Source organism: Streptomyces sp. TRD_SC_5 (assembly GCF_056836825.1).
The window spans coordinates 1,099,803-1,117,709 of sequence record NZ_JBWZZS010000001.1; the positions used below are offsets into that span (position 1 = coordinate 1,099,803).

General features: G+C 70.6%; 19 protein-coding genes. 8 read left to right on the forward strand and 11 right to left on the reverse strand.

Annotation, left to right across the window (positions count from 1 at the left end; all coding sequences use genetic code 11):
- Positions 1-34: 34 nt before the first annotated feature.
- The 3 genes from argB to argC all read right to left on the reverse strand — a co-directional run bounded on the left by argB (position 35) and on the right by argC (position 3,235).
- Complete coding sequence (gene argB, locus AC1P0E_RS05160) at positions 35-943, reverse strand: acetylglutamate kinase (RefSeq protein WP_482740952.1); 909 nt, start codon at positions 941-943, stop codon at positions 35-37.
- A complete protein-coding gene (argJ, locus tag AC1P0E_RS05165; protein WP_482740953.1) occupies positions 940-2,094 on the reverse strand; it encodes a bifunctional glutamate N-acetyltransferase/amino-acid acetyltransferase ArgJ in 1,155 nt (384 codons plus the stop codon). Before argJ ends, argB begins: the two co-directional genes overlap by 4 nt.
- Positions 2,095-2,206: 112 nt before the next feature.
- Positions 2,207-3,235 carry an N-acetyl-gamma-glutamyl-phosphate reductase gene (argC, locus tag AC1P0E_RS05170; RefSeq protein ID WP_482740954.1) on the reverse strand — a complete coding sequence of 343 codons (1,029 nt, stop codon included), beginning with the start codon at positions 3,233-3,235 and terminating at the stop codon, positions 2,207-2,209.
- Between the two features lie 369 nt (positions 3,236-3,604).
- Between argC and rox the strand changes: the two genes are divergently transcribed.
- Positions 3,605-5,032 carry a rifampin monooxygenase gene (gene rox / locus AC1P0E_RS05175; protein ID WP_482740955.1) on the forward strand — a complete coding sequence of 476 codons (1,428 nt, stop codon included), beginning with the start codon at positions 3,605-3,607 and terminating at the stop codon, positions 5,030-5,032.
- Positions 5,033-5,166: 134 nt separating this feature from the next.
- Here rox and AC1P0E_RS05180 read toward each other — a convergent pair whose 3' ends face one another.
- The 4 genes from AC1P0E_RS05180 to AC1P0E_RS05195 all read right to left on the reverse strand — a co-directional run bounded on the left by AC1P0E_RS05180 (position 5,167) and on the right by AC1P0E_RS05195 (position 7,927).
- The gene (locus AC1P0E_RS05180; RefSeq protein ID WP_482740956.1) at positions 5,167-5,790 is read right to left on the reverse strand and encodes an isochorismatase family protein; all 624 of its coding nucleotides are present in this window, start codon (positions 5,788-5,790) and stop codon (positions 5,167-5,169) included.
- A gap of 148 nt (positions 5,791-5,938) precedes the next feature.
- On the reverse strand, positions 5,939-6,931 hold the full coding sequence (locus AC1P0E_RS05185) for a GlxA family transcriptional regulator (RefSeq protein WP_482740957.1): 993 nt from the start codon (positions 6,929-6,931) through the stop codon (positions 5,939-5,941).
- A gap of 136 nt (positions 6,932-7,067) precedes the next feature.
- Positions 7,068-7,427 carry a hypothetical protein gene (locus AC1P0E_RS05190; protein ID WP_482740958.1) on the reverse strand — a complete coding sequence of 120 codons (360 nt, stop codon included), beginning with the start codon at positions 7,425-7,427 and terminating at the stop codon, positions 7,068-7,070.
- Positions 7,424-7,927 carry a DUF6232 family protein gene (locus AC1P0E_RS05195; protein WP_482740959.1) on the reverse strand — a complete coding sequence of 168 codons (504 nt, stop codon included), beginning with the start codon at positions 7,925-7,927 and terminating at the stop codon, positions 7,424-7,426. Before AC1P0E_RS05195 ends, AC1P0E_RS05190 begins: the two co-directional genes overlap by 4 nt.
- A gap of 325 nt (positions 7,928-8,252) precedes the next feature.
- Here AC1P0E_RS05195 and AC1P0E_RS05200 point away from each other — a divergent pair, with 325 nt between their 5' ends.
- From AC1P0E_RS05200 to AC1P0E_RS05210, 3 genes are all read left to right on the forward strand, one after another.
- Positions 8,253-8,840, forward strand: coding sequence for a YdeI/OmpD-associated family protein (locus AC1P0E_RS05200; RefSeq protein ID WP_482740960.1), 588 nt, complete (start codon positions 8,253-8,255; stop codon positions 8,838-8,840).
- A 99-nt stretch (positions 8,841-8,939) separates the two neighbouring features.
- Positions 8,940-9,104, forward strand: coding sequence for a hypothetical protein (locus AC1P0E_RS05205; RefSeq protein WP_482740961.1), 165 nt, complete (start codon positions 8,940-8,942; stop codon positions 9,102-9,104).
- Positions 9,105-9,160: 56 nt separating this feature from the next.
- On the forward strand, positions 9,161-10,318 hold the full coding sequence (locus AC1P0E_RS05210) for a methyltransferase (RefSeq protein ID WP_482740962.1): 1,158 nt from the start codon (positions 9,161-9,163) through the stop codon (positions 10,316-10,318).
- Between the two features lie 58 nt (positions 10,319-10,376).
- Here AC1P0E_RS05210 and AC1P0E_RS05215 read toward each other — a convergent pair whose 3' ends face one another.
- Positions 10,377-11,819, reverse strand: a complete 1,443-nt coding sequence (locus tag AC1P0E_RS05215) for an aminotransferase-like domain-containing protein (RefSeq protein ID WP_482740963.1) — start codon at positions 11,817-11,819, stop codon at positions 10,377-10,379.
- Here AC1P0E_RS05215 and AC1P0E_RS05220 point away from each other — a divergent pair.
- Both AC1P0E_RS05220 and AC1P0E_RS05225 read left to right on the forward strand, forming a co-directional pair.
- Positions 11,818-12,750: a DMT family transporter gene (locus AC1P0E_RS05220; protein WP_482740964.1), complete on the forward strand. Its 933-nt coding sequence runs from the start codon at positions 11,818-11,820 to the stop codon at positions 12,748-12,750. The genes AC1P0E_RS05215 and AC1P0E_RS05220 overlap by 2 nt on opposite strands.
- Before the next feature lie 85 nt (positions 12,751-12,835).
- Positions 12,836-13,036, forward strand: coding sequence for a DUF1918 domain-containing protein (locus AC1P0E_RS05225; protein WP_482740965.1), 201 nt, complete (start codon positions 12,836-12,838; stop codon positions 13,034-13,036).
- A gap of 18 nt (positions 13,037-13,054) precedes the next feature.
- Here the strand turns inward: AC1P0E_RS05225 and AC1P0E_RS05230 are convergent, their stop codons facing one another.
- Positions 13,055-14,302 (reverse strand): glycoside hydrolase family 10-like protein, encoded by a 1,248-nt coding sequence (locus AC1P0E_RS05230; RefSeq protein ID WP_482740966.1) that lies wholly within the window; start codon positions 14,300-14,302, stop codon positions 13,055-13,057.
- A gap of 170 nt (positions 14,303-14,472) precedes the next feature.
- Between AC1P0E_RS05230 and AC1P0E_RS05235 the strand changes: the two genes are divergently transcribed.
- Positions 14,473-15,333, forward strand: a complete 861-nt coding sequence (locus AC1P0E_RS05235; RefSeq protein ID WP_482740967.1) for a 3-hydroxybutyryl-CoA dehydrogenase — start codon at positions 14,473-14,475, stop codon at positions 15,331-15,333.
- A gap of 154 nt (positions 15,334-15,487) precedes the next feature.
- On the forward strand, positions 15,488-15,745 hold the full coding sequence (locus tag AC1P0E_RS05240; protein WP_482740968.1) for a hypothetical protein: 258 nt from the start codon (positions 15,488-15,490) through the stop codon (positions 15,743-15,745).
- Here AC1P0E_RS05240 and AC1P0E_RS05245 read toward each other — a convergent pair.
- On the reverse strand, positions 15,742-16,272 hold the full coding sequence (locus AC1P0E_RS05245) for an NUDIX hydrolase (RefSeq protein ID WP_482740969.1): 531 nt from the start codon (positions 16,270-16,272) through the stop codon (positions 15,742-15,744). The two genes, AC1P0E_RS05240 and AC1P0E_RS05245, sit on opposite strands and share 4 nt — an antisense overlap.
- Positions 16,273-16,323: 51 nt before the next feature.
- A complete protein-coding gene (locus AC1P0E_RS05250; protein WP_482740970.1) occupies positions 16,324-17,664 on the reverse strand; it encodes a tetratricopeptide repeat protein in 1,341 nt (446 codons plus the stop codon).
- Between the last annotated feature and the right edge of the window lie 243 nt (positions 17,665-17,907).

Sequence of the window (17,907 nt, forward strand, 5' to 3'; positions counted from 1 at the left end):
CCCTGCCAGCGCTGCGTCAGCTCCTGGTTCGCGGTCACTTCGCTGCTCCCCCCTCGTGCTCGTCGGGCACGACCATCGTGCCGATGCCCTCGTCGGTGAAGATCTCCAGCAGGATCGAGTGCTGCACGCGGCCGTCGATCACGCGGGCGGTGTTGACCCCGTTGCGTACGGCGTGCAGGCAGCCCTCCATCTTGGGGACCATGCCGCTGGAGAGCTCGGGCAGCAGCTTCTCCAGCTCCTTGGCAGTGAGCCGGCTGATCACTTCGTCGCTGTTCGGCCAGTCCTCGTAAAGACCCTCGACGTCGGTCAGCACCATCAGCGTCTCCGCGCCGAGCGCGGCGGCGAGCGCGGCTGCGGCCGTATCGGCGTTGACGTTGAACACGTGGTGGTCGTCGGCGCTGCGGGCGATGGACGAGACGACCGGGATACGGCCGTCGTCGAGCAGGGCCTGGATGGCGCCGGTGTCGATGGCGGTGATCTCGCCGACCCGCCCGATGTCGACGGACTCGCCGTCGATCTGCGGGTAGTGCTGGGTGGCGGTGATGGTGTGGGCGTCCTCGCCGGTCATGCCGACGGCGAACGGCCCGTGCTGGTTGAGCAGCCCGACGAGCTCGCGCTGCACCTGGCCGGCCAGGACCATGCGTACGACGTCCATGGCCTCCGGGGTGGTGACCCGCAGCCCCGCCTTGAACTCGCTCACCAGCCCGTGCCGGTCGAGCTGCGCGCTGATCTGCGGGCCGCCGCCGTGCACGACGACCGGCTTGAGACCGGCGTGCCGCAGGAAGACGACGTCCTGCGCGAAAGCGGCTTTCAGGTCGTCGTCGATCATGGCGTTGCCGCCGAATTTGATGACGACGGTCCGGCCGTGGTGGCGGGTGAGCCAGGGCAGCGCCTCGACGAGGATCTGCGCCTTGGGCAGTGCGGTGTGCTTGCGAGTGCTCATGAGCTGTACGCGCTGTTCTCGTGGACGTAGTCGGCGGTGAGGTCGTTGGCCCAGATGACGGCCGACTCGCTGCCGGCGGCGAGATCGGCTGTGATCTTGACCTCCCGGTAGCGCATGTCGACCAGGTCGCGGTCGTCGCCGACGCTGCCGTTCTTGCAGACCCAGACGCCGTTGATGGCGACGTTGAGCTCGTCGGGCTCGAAGGTGGCCCGCGTCGTGCCGATCGCGGACAGCACCCGTCCCCAGTTCGGGTCCTCGCCGTGGATGGCGCACTTGAGGAGGTTGTTACGGGCGATGGAGCGGCCCACCTCGACGGCGTCGTCCTCGGTCGCCGCGTTGACGACCTCGATCCGGATGTCCTTGCTGGCCCCCTCGGCGTCGCCGATGAGCTGGCGCGCGAGGTCGTCGCAGACGGTGCGTACGGCCGCCGCGAACTCGTCGTGTCCGGGCGTCACTTCGGACGCGCCGGAGGCGAGCAGCAGCACCGTGTCGTTGGTCGACATGCAGCCGTCGGAGTCGACGCGGTCGAAGGTGAGGCGGGTGGCGTCGCGCAGCGCCTGGTCGAGTACGCCGGCTTCGACGTCGGCGTCGGTGGTCAGCACGACGAGCATGGTGGCCAGACCGGGTGCGAGCATGCCCGCGCCCTTGGCCATGCCGCCGACGGTCCAGCCCTCGCCGCCCGCGACGGCCGTCTTGTGGACGGTGTCGGTGGTCTTGATGGCGATGGCGGCCTTTTCGCCGCCGTGCGCGGAGAGCTCGGTGGCGGCCCTCTCGATGCCCGGCAGGAGCTTGTCCATGGGGAGCGTGATGCCGATGAGGCCGGTGGAGGCGATGGCGATCTCGCCGGCGCTGTGGCCCTCCAGCGCCTGCGCGGCCTTCTCTGCCGTCGCGTGCGCGTCCTGGAAGCCCTTCGGCCCCGTACAGGCGTTGGCGCCGCCGGAGTTGAGGACGACGGCGGAGATCCGGCCGCCCTTGACGACCTGCTCGGACCACAGGACCGGCGCGGCCTTCACACGGTTGGAGGTGAAGACGCCCGCGGCGGCCAGGCGGGGCCCGTTGTTGACCACGAGGGCCAGGTCGGGATTGCCGCTGTCCTTGATCCCCGCTGCGATGCCCGCCGCGGTGAATCCCTTCGCTGCCGTGACGCTCACTGCATCTCCTCGTTCGCCCCGCCGCGGTAGCGGCTGATGTCACTGTCGCCCGCGCAGCGCAGCGGCGCGGCTTTCGTCATTGCCTGCAGCCCGGCGGCTGCGCGTGCGTCGCTCACGGAGCCACTCCTGTCGTGGAAAGACCTGTGTCCTCGGGGAGTCCGAGGGCGATGTTCATGCTCTGCACCGCGCCGCCGGCGGTGCCCTTGGTGAGGTTGTCGATGGCGCTGATCACGATGACGCGGCCGGCGGCCTCGTCGTACGCGACCTGGATCTGGACGGCGTTGGACCCGTACACGGAGGCGGTGGCGGGCCACTGCCCCTCCGGGAGGAGGTGCACGAAGGGCTCGTCGGCGTACGCCTTCTCATAGGCGTCCCGTACGCCCGCCGCGCTCACGCCGGGCTTCGCCTTGGCACTGCACGTGGCGAGGATGCCGCGGGACATGGGCGCCAGCGTGGGCGTGAAGGAGACGGTGACGCGCTCCCCGGCGGCGGCGCTGAGGTTCTGGATCATCTCCGGGGTGTGACGGTGGCCGCCTCCGACGCCGTACGGCGACATGGAGCCCATGACCTCGCTGCCGAGCAGATGCGGCTTGAGCGCCTTGCCCGCGCCGGAGGTGCCGGTGGCGGCGACGATCACGGCGTCGGGCTCGGCGAGCTGCGCGACGTACGCCGGGAAGAGCGCGAGCGACACTGCGGTGGGGTAGCAGCCGGGGACGGCGATCCGCTTGGAGCCTTCGAGCGCGGCGCGGGCGCCGGGCAGCTCGGGGAGGCCGTACGGCCAGGTTCCGGCGTGCGGCGAACCGTAGAACTGGTCCCAGTCGGCCGCGTTCTGGAGCCGGAAGTCGGCGCCCATGTCCACCACGAGCACATGGTCACCGAGCTGCTCGGCGACGGCGGCGGACTGGCCGTGGGGAAGCGCGAGGAACACGACATCGTGCCCGGCGAGCACCTCGGCGGTGGTCGGCTCCAGCACGCGCCCGGCCAGCGGAAGCAGATGCGGCTGGAGGGAGCCCAGGCGCTGCCCCGCGTTGGAATGGCCGGTCAGGGCCCCTATCTCCACGCCGGGGTGGGCGAGGAGCAGTCGGAGCAGTTCCCCGCCCGCATACCCACTCGCTCCTGCCACTGCTGCACGTACCGCCATCGAATTCCTCCTCGTCGATGGCATGACTATACGCAGTACCGCAGTTTTATGCAATCAACCGGGCGATGATCCACGCCAGTCACTGTGACGTGGCCCTGCGCTCGTGCGGCGCTGCTGCGAACCGCTTGCTGAAGAGGGTGCGGAACTTCTCGTTCCGCGGCGGCGTCCGCGGGCCCGGGCGACGACAAAAGGCAAGGAGTGCACCCACCCCTTGCCACTCTCAACCTATAGCGCACCGGGGGGCTTGCGGCAAGGCCTGGGTGCTGCCGCAGAATGATCGGCCAAGGCCAGGACCTGCGGAAATGGCAGATGCACGCAGTGTGCGCGGAGCGGCCGGCCGAAATCCGATCTCATTGAATGGGCGTTCTGATGATTGACGTGATCGTGGTCGGCGGCGGACCGACCGGCTTGATGCTGGCCGGCGAGTTGCGGCTGGCCGGAGTGCACGTGGTCGTGCTGGAGAAGTTGACCGAGCCGACCGAGCAGTCCCGCGGGCAGGGCCTGCACGCGCGCAGCGTCGAGGTGATGGACCAGCGCGGGCTCCTTGACCGGTTCCTCGCGGTCAGTGAGAAGTTCCAGGTCGGCGGGCTCTTCGGTGGCATCGTCAAGCCGTGGCCCGACCGGTTGGACACGGCCCACCCGTACGGCGTCGCCACCCCGCAGCCGGTCACCGAGCGGCTGCTCAACGAGCGTGCCATCGAACTCGGTACCGAGATCCGGCGCGGCTGCGAAGTGGCGACGGTGAGCCAGGACGACGACGGGGTGACCGTCGAGCTGACGGACGGCACGCGGCTGCGCTCGCGCTACCTCGTCGGGTGCGACGGCGGCCGCAGCGCGGTGCGCAAGCAGCTCGGTGTCGACTTTCCCGGCGAGCCCGCCAAGGTCGAGACGCTGCTGGGTGAGATGGAGGTGACCGAGGATCCGGCGACGATTGCCGCCGTCGTCAAGGAAGTACAGAAGACCCAACTGCGGTTCGGCGTCGCCCCCAACGAGGACGGGGTGTGCCGCATCGTCGTACCCGCCGACGGAGTGGCCGAGGACCGTACGACCGAGCCGACCCTCGACGAGTTCAAGCAGCAGCTGCGGGCCCACGCGGGCACCGACTTCGGCGTGCACTCGCCGCGCTGGCTGTCCCGGTTCGGCGACGCCACCCGGCAGGCCGAGCGCTACCGGGTGGGCCGGGTGCTGCTGGCCGGCGACGCGGCGCACATCCACCCGCCGACCGGCGGGCAGGGGCTCAACCTCGGCGTGCAGGACGCGTTCAACCTCGGCTGGAAGCTGGCCGCCGCGGTCAACGGCTGGGCTCCGGAGGGGCTGCTGGACAGTTACCACGCCGAACGGCACCCGGTGGGCGCCCGCGTGCTGGACAACACCCGCGCGCAGATCACGCTGCTGGGAACCGATCCGGGTGCGACCGCGCTGCGGGAGCTGTTCTCGACGCTGATGGACTTCGAGGAGGTGAACCGGTACGTGACCGAGATGATCACCGCGGTCGGGGTCCGCTACGACTTCGGCGAGGGCCATGAACTGCTCGGCCGGCGCATGCGGGACGTGGGACTGAAGCGAGGCCGCCTCTACGAGCTGATGCACGGCGGCCGCGGGCTGCTGCTCGACCGGACCGGCCGGCTCTCGGTCGGGGGCTGGGCGGATCGGGTCGACCACGTCGTCGACGTCAGCGAGGAACTGGACGTGCCCGCGGTGCTGCTGCGGCCGGACGGCCACGTGGCGTGGGTCGGTGAAGACCAGCAGGATCTGCTCAGCCGGCTGCCCAAGTGGTTCGGTGCTGCTGTCGGCTGAGCGTTCAGTTGCGGCTCGGAAGACGGGACCTGTCTCCGGCTGGATCGCCAGGTCGCACCACCGCCCCCCGAGGCCTGGGTGGGCGGGCCACTGCGGCGTGGCAGCGGGCCTGCCGCGCCGCAGTGGCCCCCCGGTCAGGCGGGGAGGGTGTCGACGGTCGGGGCGACGGCGGCGAACAGGTCGGCGATCGTGGTCAGGGCGGCGGCCTGGAGGGTGGCGGCGCTCAGGACGGTTCCGTCCGGGGCGCTGAGGGCACGGGTGGCGGTGGCCTCGGCGACGACGGCGGGCCGGTAGCCGAGGTTGAAGGCGCCCTGCGCGGTGTAGTTGACGCACATGTGCGTCATGAAGCCGGCCAGCACGAGATCCTTGCCGCTCTCCGGGGCGGCACCCAGGTCGCGCAGCGTCTTCGCCAGGTGGGTCGCGTGGAAGGAGTTGGGGAACTGCTTGACCACGACCGGTTCGCCGTCCACCGGGGCGACTTCGTCGCAGATGGCGCCGATGCGGGCGCGGATGTCGTACGGGGTGTTCTCGCCGCCGTCATTGATGATGTGGACGACCGGAATGCCCGCTGCACGGGCGCGAGCCAGCAGGCGGGCGCCCGCCGCGAGGGCCTCCTCGGCGCCGTCCAGGGCCATGACGCCGGTGCGGTAGGTGTTCTGGAAGTCGATCATGATCAGGACGGACTCGCTCAGCCGGGGCGGCTGGTTGTCCAGGCCGATCACGTCGCGCAGGGTCGTGGACGGGACGGTCGTGCTCATGAGGCACCTTTCATACTGAGTTCGCAGGGAATGGGAAGGAATCGGTGGGGAAATCGGGCATGGCGAGGCCGCATGGGTACGCAGGGTCCGCATGCCTGCCGGACCGGCGAATGGAGAGTGGGGAAGGGAGCAGGGAGCAGGGAGAAGGTCAGGCGGCCTGGGTGCGGAAGCGGCGGCGGTACGCGGCTGGGGTGGTGGCGAGTTGCCGCTTGAACGCCCGGTGCAAGGTCTCGACCGAGCCGAGCCCGCCAGCGGCCGCGACCTGGCCGAGCGGGCAGTCGGTGGTTTCCAGCAGGCGCCGGGCCACCTCCACCCGGGCGGCTTCGACGTAGGCGCCGGGGCTTGCGCCCGTCTCCTGTTTGAAGACGCGGGCGAAGTGCCGTTCGCTCAGGCTCATCCGGGCCGCCAGCGCCTCCGCCGACAAGTCGGCGTCGAGGTGATCGGCGATCCACAGCCGCAGTTCGTCGATGTCACGGCGGGAGGTCGCGGGTCGGCTGAGCGGCACGGAGAACTGGCTCTGACCGCCCTGGCGTTTGAGGTACATCACCAGCTGCCGCGCCACCGCCAGGGCCACGTCCTCACCCTGGTCCTCCGCCACCAGGGCCAGGGAGAGATCCAGGCAGGCACTGATCCCGGCCCCGGTCCACAGCCGGCCACGGTCGGCGCGGACGAAGATGGGGTCCGGGTCGACCGTGACGGCCGGGTGGTCGGCGGCGAGCTGGGCGGCCGTCGACCAATGGGTGGTCGCCCGCTTTCCGTCCAGCAGGCCGGCCGCCGCCAGCAGGTGCGCGCCCACACACACCGACGCCACCCGCTTGGCGTGCGGGGCGGTCGCTCTCACCCAGTCCACGATCTCGGTGTCGGTACGGGCCAGGGGGCCGTCGTCGGTCAGCTCGACCGCGCCGGGCACCAGCAGGGTGTCCACCTGACCGCCCACCTCGTCGAAGGCCAGATCGGTGAGCAGCCGCACCCCGGCCGACGTCCGGACCGCACCGGCAACCGGCCCGGCCAGGCGGACCTGATAGCCGGCCCGGCCGGCGGTCTCCCGGTTGGCCAGCGCGAAGACCTCGGCCGGGCCGGTGACATCGAGGAGATCGACTTCGGGGAAGACCGCGATGACGACCCGGTGCGAGAGGGGCATGAGTCAATCCTCACCGCCGGCCCTCATGACCGCAATGACGATTCCCTGTCACATCCGGACACACGGCCGGGCTGAACCATTCGCGTTGCCGGGCAGGACGGGGACGTTCCGCTACTGCCGTCGCCCGCCGGCCCGATCACTGTCCGCCGAGGAGTTCCAAGACCATCCGGACGGCTTCGACGACGGGCTGGCCGACCGCCCCGGCCGTCGCGGCGATGCCCGTGATGGCCATCAGTGCGCGATGGCGCTCCTGCGGTTCCGCTCCGGCGTCGGCGGTGAGGGCCGGGAGGGAGTCGTCGATGGACTGCGCCGCCATGGGAGACACGTTGCCCCGCAGTTCCCGCAGTAGCTGGAGCAGCTCCTGCAGGGCCTCCTCCAGGGCGGGTGAGGTCCCATGGGTGCCGACGGGCCCCGACTGGTGGTTGACCATGCCGGTGTTGCCCGTACCTCCGTGCATGTTGACGTTGTTGCCGTAGTAGTAGCTGTCGCCGCTCACGCGTTTGCCATCCCCACGTTGCCGGTTCCGCCGTACATGTTGACGTTGTCGCCGAAGTAGTAGTTGCTGGGACTGCTGATCGTCAGCATCTCCACACGCACCTGGAACTCCGTCTCCGGGTTCTCGATCGCGTTGACGATGTAGTGGACGAGCTGCCTCAGTTGCTCGGGATTCGTGCCGGTGACCACCGCGGTCGACGGGCCGGACGTCTCGACCGCCAGCACGAAGTGGGACTGTGCGACCAGCACGATGAGCATGTCCACGAGCGAGTAGGCCAAGAGCCCCATGCAGACGAACCAGACGAACCCCACGAGCCCGTCCCACTCGCCGCCGCTGCTGCCCATGGACGCGAAGCTGCCGAGCAGGGTGAGCACGGCCGTCACCGACAGCGTGAGCGCCACCCTCTTCAGAAAGCGCAGCACGGCTTCCTTGCGTCGGGGATGGAGCGTGAACGTGTAGACCCGGGCGATGTTCTGCAGTGGGTACGCGGCCCCGCCCACCCAGAGCAATCGCTTGCTGACGCGTAAGTCGATACCGGTCGGGGTCCCCGTCGGAGGGCCGGCGGGAGGGCCCGGCGGAGCGGAAGGGGGGTTCCCCGACGGCTGCGCTGTTCCTGTCGTTTGCATGCTTCCCCCTGGGGTGAAACCTGATCGCCGAGTGAAGAACATTAAGCACCTGGCACGGCTCCGGTACAAGTCGGAATTCGACCCCAAGAGGGCTGCCAGGAGGCCGAGTTGCCGGACAGTGGGGGTTAGGTCGGAGCGAACGCGCGGGCCAGGGCAGAAATGGGCCGCGCCGATCGGGCAGCGGCGATAGTTTGACCGCATGGATGAGCTGGATGCGCTCGACGGAGTGGAGATCATCCCCTTCGCCGACGCCGAGGCGTTCGAGAGCTGGCTGGCCGGGCACTGCACGCGCCACGAGGGCGTGTGGATCAAGATGGCCAAGAAGAAGTCCGGCATTCCGACCGTCACCGACGACGAGGTGGTCGACATCGGGCTGTGCTACGGCTGGATCTCCGGCCAACGGCGGTCCTACGACGATCAGTACTACCTGCAGAAGTACGTGCCGCGTCGGCCCCGGAGCCTGTGGTCGCGGGTGAATGTCGACAAGGTCGAGATGCTGACGGCCGCAGGACGGATGCGCGAACCCGGGCTGGCCGAGGTGCGCAGGGCGCAGGAGGACGGCCGGTGGGCGGCGGCGTACGAGTCGCAGAGGACCGCGACGGTGCCGACGGACCTCGCGGCGGCGCTGGATGCGAATCCCGAGGCCGGGAAGGCCTTCGAGGCGCTGGACAAGACCGGCCGCTACCTGGTGATCCTGCCGTTGCTTCAGGCGCGCGCACCGGAGACCAGGCGGGTCCGGCTTGAAAGAGCGCTGCACATGCTGGTGAGTGGCGAAAGCCCCGGGTAGGCCGGTCGGTGGCAGCTGCTCGGTGCCGGCTGGTCGGGGCCCCGCGCATGAGTACCTCGACGGATGGTGCGGCGCCGGCGCGGTCGGCACGATGGCTCCATGAGTGAGAACGAACGCGGTTCGCAAGTCCCCGCACGGCCCGCCCGCGACCACCGGACCGCAGAAAGGGTTATGAAGGCGATCCTCGTCGTCGCGGCCGTGGTGGCCGCGATCGTGGTCCCTTTCTATGCCTTCGTCATCGGCGTCTTCGTCATGGCCGGTTGACGGGGGCACGTACTTCGCCATGAGGGGTGCGGGCGCTCGGTTAGCCTGAGGACACAATGAACCATTTGACGACGTCACAGGGCGAGTACGATCTCGTTCGCTTCCCCGAGGACCCCCGCGACAGGCTGCGCGCCTGGGACGCAGCCGACGAGTACCTGCTGCGGCATCTCGAGGGGACGGTCGACGCTCCTCCCGCGGACATGTCCGGCACCGTCGTCGTGGTCGGCGACCGCTGGGGCGCCCTGGCCACCGCCCTGGCCGGCTGCCGCCCCACGCAGATCACCGACTCGTACCTCACCCAGCAGGCGACCCGGGTGAACCTGGAGCGCAACGCGGCCGATGCCTCGGCGGTACGGCTCCTCTCCACCCAGGAGCCCCCGCCGCAGCGGATCGACGTACTGCTGATCCGCGTGCCCAAGAGCCTCGCGCTGCTCGAGGACCAGCTGCACCGGCTCGCCCCGCACGTCCACGCGGGCACCGTCGTCGTCGGCACGGGGATGGTCAAGGAGATCCACACCTCGACGCTCAGGCTGTTCGAGCGGATCCTCGGTACGACGCGCACGTCGCTGGCGGTGCGCAAGGCGCGGCTCATTTTCTGTACGCCGGACCCGGGTCTCGCCCGTGGCAGCGACCCGTGGCCGTACAGCTACACGCTGCCCTCCGACGTGGGCGCGGTGTCCGGGATCACCGTCACCAACCACGCGGGCATCTTCTGCGCGGAGCGCCTCGACATCGGCACGCGCTTCTTCCTGCGCCACCTCCCGCAGCGCCGCGGACCCGAGCGTGTCGTGGACCTCGGCTGCGGCAACGGTGTGGTGGGTACGGCGGCCGCGCTCGCCAATCCCGAGGCCGAGGTCCTGTTCACCGACGAGTCGTTCCAGGCGGTGGCGTCGGCGGAGACCACGTTCCGGGCGAACGGCGGGGCGGACCGGAAGGCGGAGTTCCTGGTGGGCGACGGTCTGTCCGGGGTGCCGGAGGGGACGGTGGATCTCGTACTGAACAATCCGCCGTTCCACAGCCACCAGGCGACCACGGACGCGACGGCCCGGCGCATGTTCACCGGGGCGCGGGACGCGCTGCGCGCGGGCGGGGAGCTGTGGGTCATCGGCAACCGGCATCTCGGTTATCACGTGATGCTGCGCCGGATCTTCGGGAACAGCGAACTGGTCGCGAGCGACCCGAAGTTCGTGGTCCTGCGAGCGGTCAGGCGATAGCCCGGCGGGGGTGGGTGCGCCGGCGTCGCCCGGTGTCCGATGTCCTGCGGGGCTCCCCCTACCCCCCGCCCAGCAGCCCCTCGCACGCGCCCCTCAGCCGACGTACGCCCTCGGTGATCTCCGTCGGCCCCGCCACGCCCGCGAAGCTCAGCCGGATGTGTCCGGCGGACGGCTCGGCGCTGAAGTACGGGCGGCCCGGCGCGATCGCGACGCCCGCTCGCAGCGCGGACGAGACCACGGCGTTCTCGTCCGCGCCATCCGGCAGCCGCAGCCACAGGTGGTAGCCGCCCGCCGGGATGTGCGGCAGGGCCAGTTCAGGGAGGTCCAGACGCAGAGCGGCGGCCAGGGTGTCGCGACGTACCCTCAACTCCCCCGCGACCGTACGCAGATGGCGCGGCCAGGCCGGCGAGCCGACGAGCTCCAGGGCGGCTTCCTGGAGCGGCCGGGGCACGAAGAAGCTCTCGACCACCTGGATGGCCCGCAACCGCTCCAGCACCGGGCCGCGCGCCGCCAGGGCGCACACCCGGAAACTGGGCGAGGTCGCCTTGGTGAGCGAACAGACGTGGACGACGACGCCGTCGTGGTCGTCGGTGGCGAGCGGCCGGGGCAGCGGCCCCGCGTCGTCGTGGACGAGGCGCCGCACGAAGTCGTCCTCGATGACGAACGCCCCGGCCTCGCGGGCGATGCGCAGCACCTCCGGGCGGCGCTCGGCCGAGAGCACCGCGCCGGTCGGGTTCTGGAAGAGCGGCTGGCAGACGAAGACGCGGGCACCGGTGGCCTTGAATGCCGCGGCGAGGAGTTCGGGGCGTACACCGTCCGAATCCACCGGCACCGGCACCGGCCGCAACCCCGCCGCGCGCGCGATCGCCAGCATGCCGGGGTACGTCGGCGACTCGACCAGCACCGGTGCGCCGGGCGCGGCGAGCGCGCGCAAGGCGGTCGTCAGCGCGCTCTGGCCCCCCGCGGCGATGAGGACTTCGGCAGCCGTGACGGCGCCGCCGATCCCCCGGGCGAACCATTCGCGGAGCTCCGGGACGCCGTCGGTGGGCGGCCGCCCCCAGGCACCTGGACGCCGGCCCGCCCGGGCGAGGGCGGCCGCCATGGCCCGCTCGGGCTGGAGGGAGGCGTGGAGGTAGCCGCTGTTGAACTCGATGACGCCGGGCGGCGGGGCGGCGAGCGTGACCAGCACCCCGGACGCGTCGACCGAGCGCGGTACGAGTTCGGTGGCTCCGTCGGCGCTGAGCGCGACCTCCTGCCAGGAGGTGTCGCCGGGCGCCGCCGTGTCCGTACGGGGCTGCGTACGGAAAGCGCCGGCGCCGGGCCGGGTGACGACCAGGCCCTCGGCGGCGAGTTGCGCGAGGGCGCGCGCGACCGTCACCGGGCTCACCCGGTAGCGCTCCACCAGTACCCGGCTCGACGGGAGCTTTCCACCGGGTGAGTAGTGGTTGAGTTCGCGCTTAATGCATTCGGCCAGCTCGGCCACACTGCTACGCTCGTACATGACAGCACAGAATAGCGCTACTCACCCCAGCACGGTAGCGGTCAGCGGCAGCAGCTCCGGTATCGCGCCCCGCACGCCCGGCAGCGGAACCCTCCTGGCCGCCCTAGGCGTCACCGCCTTCTCGCTCACCTTCCCGGCCACCGCCTGGGGCCTCGAAGGCTTCGGCCCCTGGTCGCTCGTAGCCGTACGCAGCGTTCTGGCCGCTCTCGTCGCCGGCGCCGCCCTGCTCGTCCTGCGGATACCCGTACCGGCCCGCCGCCACTGGGCCGGGCTCGCCGTGGTCGGCGGCGGTGTGGTCCTCGGTTTCCCGATGCTGACCACGCTCGCCCTCCAGACCTCCACCACCTCGCACGCCGCCGTGGTGGTCGGCCTGCTGCCGCTGACCACCGCCGCCCTCTCGGCGCTGCGGACCGGCGCACGGCCGTCGCGCGCGTTCTGGCTGGCGGCCCTGGCCGGCGCCGCCGTGGTCATCGCGTTCACCGTGCAGCAGAGCGGCGGCGCGGTGTCCACCGGCGATCTGTACCTGTTCGGCGCGCTGCTGGTGTGCGCCGCTGGCTACACCGAGGGCGGCAGGCTGGCGCGCGAAATGCCCGGCTGGCAGGTCATCGGCTGGGCGCTGGTCCTGTGTCTGCCGCTCGCCGTCCCGGCGGCGGCCGTGGCGCTCAGCTTCGAGCCGGTGCACCTCACGGCGCACAGCGTCACCGGACTCCTGTGGGTCGCGATCGGCTCGCAGTTCCTGGGCCTGGTCGTCTGGTACCGCGGCATGGCCGAGATCGGGGTCTCCAAGGCCAGCCAGCTCCAGCTCGCCCAGCCGCTGCTGACCCTGGTCTGGTCGGTCGCCCTGCTCGGTGAGCACCTCTCCCCCGCGGCCCCACTGGCGGCCGTCGGCGTACTCGTGTGCATCGCGGTCACCCAGCGGGCACGGACCTGAACGGCGCAGCGGCGAAGCGCCGACTGCCGCCCACGGTCATAGACTGGCCCTACCTAGAGAGCCGGCCTCGAGAAGGGCACTCCCGATGCAAGCGAGCGTGGGCGACCAGCTGCTGGTGCACGGCAGGACCGTGGGTCACGAGGACAAGGTCGCGAAGATCGTCGAGGTGCTGGGTTCCGAGGGCACCCCGCCGTACCGTGTCCGTTTCGACGACGGGCACGAGGCGCTGGTCGCGCCGGGCCCCGACTCCGTCGTACGGCACACGGAGCACGGCGGAACAGCGTAATAACGGCAAACCGGACCGTCAGTGGGGCGTCCGTACCCGCGACGGGTAGTGGTCGGCCACCACTCGGTCCATCGCCCCGATGCGATCGGCCCCGACCTCCTTCGCCGAGAAGAAGACATGGCCCCGGGCCTCCGGGTGGTCCTTGGCGAGGGTCAGATGGCGGGAGAGTTCGGCCGGGTCCTGCCAGGCCGCCGGCTGGGCCGGGTCTCCCGCCTTGTAGAGCGCCTCACCGGCGTACAGGTCGACGCCGGTGCCGCGTACGGTCTGGGCCCACCAGGGCAGCAGCGTGGCGTAGTCGGCGGCCGCGAAGCCGATGTTCCAGTAGATCTGCGGCACGATGTAGTCGATCCAGCCCTCCTTCACCCACTTGCGGGTGTCGGCGTGCAGATCGTCGTACGTCTGCACCCCGGCCCGGGTCTGTGAGCCCAGCGGGTCGGTCGAGGCGTTGCGCCAGACCCCGAAGGGGCTGATCCCGAAGCGGACCTTCTTGTCCTTCTTCTTGACCGCCTTGATCCGCTCGGCCGTCTCGCTCACCAGCCGGTCGGTGTTGTCGCGCCGCCAGGCGGCCCGGTCCGGGAATCCGGTGCCGTAGCGCGCGTACGCCTCGTCGTCGTCGAAGACCTGCCCCGCCACCGGGTACGGGTAGAAGTAGTCGTCCCAGTGCACGGCGTCGATGTCGTAGCGCTCCACGGCGTCCAGCATCGCGTCCTGCACGAAGCGCCTGACCTCCGGCAGCCCCGGGTTGTAGTAGAGCTTCCCGCCGTACGGCAGCACCCACTCCGGATGCACGCGCGCCGGATGCGTCGCCACCAGCCGTGACGGGTCCGTGTGATTCGCCACTCGGTACGGATTGAACCACGCGTGCAGCTCCAGATCCCGCCGGTGCGCCTCCTCCACCGCCGTCCCCAGCGGGTCCCAGCCCGGGTCCTGGCCCTGTACGCCGGTGAGGTACTGGGACCACGGCTCGTACGGCGAGGGCCACAGGGCGTCGGCGGTCGGCCGCACCTGGAACACCACCGCGTTCAGCCTGCGCCGTACCGCCGTGTCCAGATGGGCCAGCAGCTCGGCCTTCTGCTGGTCGGCGGTCAGGCCGGCCCTGGACGGCCAGTCGCGGTTGGCGACGGTCGCCAGCCACATCCCGCGCAGCTCGCGCTTCGGGTCCTTGCGCCGGGCGGGGGCGGCGACCGCCGCGTCCCCGGTGACCGCCAGTACGGACAGCGCTCCGGCCGCCGCCGCCAACAACCCTCTTCGACCGATCTGACCCATATGTCGCCCCTTACTAGGTGCATACGTCCCGTCGTATCCGCAGAGCATGCCCGCCCCGCCCCCTCACGCACACGTAGGTCCGGAGTAACGTCGGGGGCTGAGGCGGGCACCCGGCACGGCCGGGGCCTGCCGAACTGTTGATCAGCGAAAGGCACGATGTGACGGACTCCATGGCGGATGTGCAGCGCGTCGGAGTAGTGGGCTGCGGCCAGATGGGCGCGGGCATTGCCGAGGTGTGTGCCCGCAGCGGCCTCGAGGTGAAGGTCGCCGAGACCACGGGCGAGGCCCTGGAGATCGGCCGCACCCGGCTCTACAACTCCCTCTCGAAGGCCGCCGAGCGCGGCAAGATCACCGAGGAGGAGCGCGACGAGACGCTCTCGCGTCTCAGCTTCACGACCGACCTCGGCGAGTTCGCGGACCGCGACCTCGTGATCGAGGCCGTCGTCGAGAACGAGTCGATCAAGACGGAGATCTTCCAGGTCCTCGACCAGGTCGTGACCCGCCCGGACGCGATTCTCGCCTCCAACACCTCCTCGATCCCGCTGGTGAAGCTGGCCGTCGCGACCTCCCGCCCGGACCAGGTCATCGGCATCCACTTCTTCAACCCGGCCCCGGTGCAGAAGCTCGTCGAGCTGATCCCGGCGCTGACCACCTCCGAGGAGACCGTCAAGCGCGCCGAGGCCGTGGTGCAGAACGTGCTCGGCAAGCACGCGATCCGCGCCCAGGACCGCTCGGGCTTCGTGGTCAACGCACTCCTGATCCCGTACCTCCTCTCGGCGATCCGGATGTTCGAGTCGGGCATCGCCAGCCGCGAGGACATCGACAACGGCATGGAGATGGGCTGCGCCCACCCGATGGGCCCGCTCAAGCTCGCGGACCTCATCGGCCTGGACACGGTCGCCTCGGTCGCCGACTCGATGTACGACGAGTTCAAGGAGCCGCTGTACGCCGCTCCTCCGCTGCTCCAGCGGATGGTGGACGCGGGCAGGCTGGGACGTAAGACGGGCTCCGGTTTCTACCCGTACGCCTGAGCCTTGTCGATCCGCGATCCGCGATTCGCACGGAGTGTGCGGGGCGTACACGCATATGCCCCGCACACACGCTCCCGCCATGGGCACAGGACGAGTTGGATCTGTGTCACATACACAAGGCCGCCGGACGGCCCTGTTGAAAAAGGAGCGGACCGTGAGTATCGACACCGACCAGACCCTGGTCGTCGAGGAATTCGCCGAGTTACGTCGCTGCCTCGACGTGGGGCTCACCAGGATCGACGGACATCTGGCGCTGCTGGCCCACCGGGGCGACCAGGCCGGCAACGACCTGGCCGACCTGGCCGCGCGTGTGACGGCCCTGGAGCACACCCGATGGCCTCTGCCCACCATCTCGGCGCTCACCGCGGCCGGAGCGCTCGCGGTGACCCTCTGGCAGGCCGTAGGCCACTAGCCGAGGCGCAGGTGGTGCAGCATCAGCAGCCCGGCCGCCATGTTGGCGGCCGGGACCTCACCGCGGGCCACCATGTCGGGGACCAGTTTGAGCGGGACCCACTCGCGCCGTGAGGACTCGAAGTCGTCCTCGGGATGGCCGGTGTACGTCGCCTCCTCTGCCCAGTAGAGGTGGTGCCGGGCGTCGGTGAGGCCGTTGGACGGCTCGACGGTGAGGAGATGGCGCAGCGGCCCGGGCCGCCAGCCGGTCTCCTCCTCCATCTCGCGCGCCGCGGCACTCTCGACGTCCTCGCCGTCCTCGACGACTCCGGCGGCAAGCTCCCAGCCCCAGCTGTCGGTGATGAAGCGGTGCCTCCAGAGCATCAGTACCTCGTTGGCCTCGTTGACCACCGTCGCCACGGCCACCGGCCGCAGTCGTATGACGAAGTGGTCGAGGTGCCGGCCGTCGGGGAGTTCGACGTCCGCGAGGTTGATCCGGAACCAACGGTTCTTGTACACAGTCTGTTCGCTTAAGTTCGTCCACTGCATTGTTCTGCCACCTTCCGACAAGTAGATGGCAACATCGCAGCAGGAGGACGGTCAGAGCGGAACGCGCAAAGCCCCGTCGATCAGTTCGGCCGCCTCTTCCGCGCCGGCGCATCCGCTGCCGACCAGATGCTCACGGACCGCCCGCAGGCGGTCGCGCATCCGCTGCGACTCCATCCCCTGGGCCCGCTGCGCCATCTCCGTGGCGATCTCCACGGCCCGGTCGGCCTTGCCCTGCCGCAGCTCGATGTGGGTGAGCATGGCGAGCCGGTGCACCCGGCCCCGGTCGTGGGCGGGCGATCCGACCGCCGCGTCCGCGTGCTCCCGCGCCGCCGGCAGATCGCCGAGGCTCAGCAGAGCCTCGGCCACCTGGACGTTCACCAGGCCCGGCTGGACGTAGCCCGTCTCGTCCGGTTCGCTGCCCGGTCTGATGGACTCCGCCTCGGACTCCGCACGCCGGATGCAGGACAACGCACCCTTGCTGTCGCCGAGATGGGCGTACGCCTTGGCCTGCATCGCGTGCAGATCGGCGGCCAGTGCCGGGGTGATCTGGCTGCCCGCCGTGCGCAGCGCCGCCTCCGCGAAGGCCACCGCCTGCCGGTATTCGGCCATGAACAGCGACTGGTTGACGAGCAGCGCGATGATGTACGCGCCGAGCCCCCGGTCCCCGCTGGCCTTCGCGAGTCGCAGGGCCTGGTGGAAGTACCGCTGGGCGAGCCCCTGCGCGTCCGAGTCGTACGCACAGATGCCGGCCACCGCCACCAGGCCGCCGGTGGCGCGGTGCAGGTGGCGGCCCATGGCGTTGGAGTAACTGCCGCGCAGCAGCGGGGCGGTCTCGGCGTTGAGGAAGCCCACGACGCGCGCCCGGGTCGCGATGCCGCCGGCCTTGCGGTACATCAGCTCGTAGTGGGCTCTCGCCGCGCGAAGCATCTGTATGTCGGCGACGCTGACGCGCGTCTGTCCCTTGCGCGAGACGTCAGCGTCCTCCGGCGGGTTCTCCCACTCCCATACGGGCATCACCGCCGGTGTCCCGGTCACCGCGGGAGCGCCGAGGACGTGCGGCCGCTGCTGCTCGTCGGAGCGCCACAGCGCGGTGGCGCGCTCCACGAAGCCGGTCAGCGGGGAGCCGTGCGGCATGGCCGCTTCGCCCGGCATGCCGAACCCGATGTCGTCCAGCGTTATCGGCCGGTGCAGCCGGGCCGCGAGGACCTCGCAGATCAGGTCGGGCACTTGGCCGCGCGGACGCTGGCCCTTCAACCACCGTGCGACGGCGGTGTGTTCGTACCTCAGCGCCAGACCTCTCGCGCTGCCCGCCTGGTTCACATGGGCGGCGAGGCCGGCGTTGGAGATGCCCGCCTCGTCGAGCAGGGCGTCGAGCAGAGTGTTCGGCTGCATGGGCCTCTCCGGTGGCTCGGTCAAGACAGCGTAGTGGAGGTGCTTTCACACGGGGTGTGAACCGAATGCCCGCGTTCGTGCCCCGCGCGCTCTCCCCACCGCACCCCCCGTCCGATTGACTTCACTTCGCCTCGTAAGGAGGCGGCCGGGCCGCCGGCTCCCCCTCGTACAGTGCGGCGGCCCGATCGTGCACCGTCCGCCCTGCCTGTCTGCCCGACACTCCGCGGCAGGGCGGACGGAGCC